Source organism: Frankia sp. AgKG'84/4 (genome assembly GCF_023242965.2).
Lineage (GTDB): Bacteria > Actinomycetota > Actinomycetes > Frankiales > Frankiaceae > Frankia.
The window spans coordinates 1-2,800 of record NZ_JALKFU020001160.1 but is presented as its reverse complement, the minus strand read 5'-3'; the positions used below and the strand labels follow the sequence as shown (position 1 = coordinate 2,800).

The 2,800-nt window shown below is 72.0% G+C and carries 4 protein-coding genes and 1 tRNA gene; 1 reads left to right on the top strand and 4 read right to left on the bottom strand.

Translation table 11 applies throughout. From position 1 onward, the window contains the following. Nucleotides 1-795: pyridoxal phosphate-dependent decarboxylase family protein (locus MXD58_RS28155; RefSeq protein ID WP_250611197.1), on the top strand; the 795-nt coding region annotated here is incomplete at its 5' end. Nucleotides 796-983: 188 nt separating this feature from the next. Here MXD58_RS28155 and MXD58_RS28150 read toward each other — a convergent pair. From MXD58_RS28150 to MXD58_RS28135, 4 genes are all read right to left on the bottom strand, one after another. Continuing rightward, nucleotides 984-1,625, bottom strand: coding sequence for an NAD(P)-dependent oxidoreductase (locus tag MXD58_RS28150; RefSeq protein ID WP_248837590.1), 642 nt, complete (start codon nucleotides 1,623-1,625; stop codon nucleotides 984-986). 415 nt (nucleotides 1,626-2,040) lie between these two features. Then, nucleotides 2,041-2,127: transfer RNA gene (locus MXD58_RS28145), tRNA-Ser, on the bottom strand. Nucleotides 2,128-2,137: 10 nt separating this feature from the next. After that, nucleotides 2,138-2,566, bottom strand: a complete 429-nt coding sequence (locus MXD58_RS28140) for a nucleoside deaminase (protein WP_250611195.1) — start codon at nucleotides 2,564-2,566, stop codon at nucleotides 2,138-2,140. Further along, nucleotides 2,566-2,800: sigma factor-like helix-turn-helix DNA-binding protein (locus tag MXD58_RS28135; RefSeq protein ID WP_284678948.1), on the bottom strand; the 235-nt coding region annotated here is incomplete at its 5' end. The genes MXD58_RS28140 and MXD58_RS28135, both read right to left, overlap by 1 nt.

The following is a 2,800-nucleotide window of genomic DNA, read 5'->3' as shown; positions in this document are numbered from 1 at the left end:
GTGCCGACCGGCGCGGATGGCCGGCTGACGGGCCCTCGGCTCGCCGCGGCGCTGGTCGAGCTCGCGGCGGGCGGCGCCGAGGTTGCGGACGGCATCTTCGCCGTGGTCGCGACGGCCGGGACGACCCAGTTCGGCATCGTCGACGACCTGCGCGGCATCGCCGACGTGGCCCGCGCGCGCGACCTGTGGGTGCACGCGGACGGCGCCTACGGCCTCGCCGCGCTCGTCGCCCCGTCGGCCCGGCCGCGTTTCGACGGGATCGCCGAGGTCGACTCGTTCATCGTCGACCCGCACAAGTGGCTGTTCGCGCCGTTCGACGCCTGCGCGCTGGTCTACCGCGACCCCGCGCTCGCCCTGGCCGCGCACGGCCCGCAGCAGGCCGGCTATCTCGACGTCCTCGATCCGGCCGCGAACTGGAATCCGTCGGACTACGCCATCGGTCTGTCCCGGCGGGCCCGCGGGCTGCCGTTGTGGTTCTCGCTCGCCACCCATGGCACCCGGGCCTACGCCGACGCGGTCGAGACCACGCTCGCCACCACCCGGTCGGCCGCCGCGCAGATTGCCGTGCGGCCCGAACTGGAGCTGGTGCGGCCACCTGAGCTTTCCGTCGTCGTATTCCGCCGCCTCGGCTGGACGGACACGGACTACCACCGCTGGAGCGATGCGCTGCTGCGTGCCGAATTCGCCTTCGTGCCGCCCACCCGGCATGACGGGGAGACCGTTGCCCGTTTCGCCGTCGTCAATCCGCGCACCACCCCCGACGACATCGAGGCGATCCTCGCCACGATGCTGTGAGGGCCGGGAGAACGCTGTGCGGGCCGGGAGAACGCTGTGCGGGCCGGGAGAACGCTGTGCGGGCCGGGAGAACGCTGTGCGGGCCGGCGCGGATGCGCGGCGTCCCGAAGCGAGTCCGGACCACCCGAGACGTCAGTGGCTCAGGTGGGTACCGGACGGTCAGGTGCGGCGACGCACCCGGCAGGCTTTCAGTTTCCGACGGTGATTCGACGGTTCTTGTTGCGCGGGTTCTCGACCTCGTCGATGACGGCGATCGCGAAGTCCTCGTGGGAGATACCGATCTGGCCCTTGGCGTCGACCACGGGCCGGTCGGTGCCGGTGCGGTAGGCGCCGCGGCGCTGGCCGCCACCGAGGTTGCGTGGCGGCGGGGCGATGGCCGTCCAGCGCACGTTGCGGGCGCCGCGGTACACGTCGAGGGCGTCCGCCTGGTCGAGCGCGTCCTTGCGCTCCGCAGCGGGGAAGTCCGCGCCGTCGGCGAGCCGCTGGCCGTTCTCGTCCTCCAGCGTGCCGCCACTGGAAATGTGGACGATCAGAGGCGGCTGGTCGCCGAGGCGGGGGAGGACGTCGACGAGGTTGCGGGCCGCGTTCGCGTGCACCGGGCGGTCAACGCCACCCACGGCGACGATGACGGCTTCCGCGTCCTGGGCCAGCCGCTCGACCGAGTCACGCTTGGTGACGTCGCCCTCGACGCCGTTCGCTTTGCGCGGCAGCTTCTTCACCCGGGCCTGCTCCGGCTCGACCGCGGTGACCTCGTGTCCACGCCGGACTGCTTCGTCGGTGATGCGGCGCCCAATCTGACCAGCGGCACCAAAAATGACGATCCTCGCCATGCCATTGCCTCCGACTCCCCGGTCACGATGACCGACGGCTAGACGTGCAACTGATGGATGAGATGCGGCGGCGCGATGGTTCCGGTGCGTCGTTGCGCCGGAACCATCGGCCAGCGAACGAATTACCGTTCGCGTTGACTATTTCACGCTCCGCAGTCACCGCAAGTTGACGTCGTGAGTGATGGCATCGGGCGCCTTTGGCTGACCGCCACGGCTCCTCGACCCGGCTGCCCGCCCGAATCGTCCGTGCGCAGGGACCGATCGAGTGATCGTTGAGGATCCGCTGATTGGTCATGAAGCCGCTGCGCGCGGACGTGGCGCTCGCAGCGCAGCCGAGACCAGAAGTGGGGGCGGTACAACTGCGTCGGCCCGACGGGGAGTGACCGTCGGGCCGGGCGAAATGGCTGATCAAGGGCGGTGGAGGTGGGATTTGAACCCACGGAGGGGTTGCCCCCTCACACGCTTTCGAGGCGTGCGCCCTCGGCCACTAGGCGACTCCACCGTAGGCGAGCTTACCGGACGGCTGCGGTGTCCGGTTCGCCGGGCCCGGTGCGAGTTCGGCGGCGGGCGGCGAAGAACACGGCGAGCAGCTCGCCGCACTCCTCGGCGCGGACGCCGGCGATGACCTCGGGGCGGTGGTTGAGCCGCCGGTCGCGCACGACGTCCCACAGGGAGCCGACCGCGCCGGCCTTGTCGTCGACCGCGCCGTAGACGACCCGGGCGACCCGGGCGAGGACGAGTGCGCCCGCGCACATCGTGCACGGTTCGAGGGTGACGACCAGGGTGGCGCCGGCGAGGCGCCACGAGCCGGCAGCCTGGGCCGCCGCCCGCAGGGCGATGGCAGTCCGGATCTCCTCGGCGTCCTTGGCACTGGCGGCGAACGACCTGGGTCGGCGGCCGGCAAGAAGATCGTCGATGAACCTGCGTGCTCCGCGTCCCATCAGACCTCCCACCGGCGCGTGACCTCGGCCGCCCGGCGCAGCGCCCGGTGCTGGAGGACCTTGGCGTTCGCGACGGTCACCCCCAGCTCGGCGGCGGCCTCCCGCAGCGAACAGGATTCCAGGAACCGTAGCCGCAGGATGCGCTGGTAGCGCGGGGACAGCTCGGCCAGAATCGCCTCGGCCCTGGCGGGCGCGTCGGCGCCGCCGCCCGGCCAGGCCCCGCCGGCGGCCGCC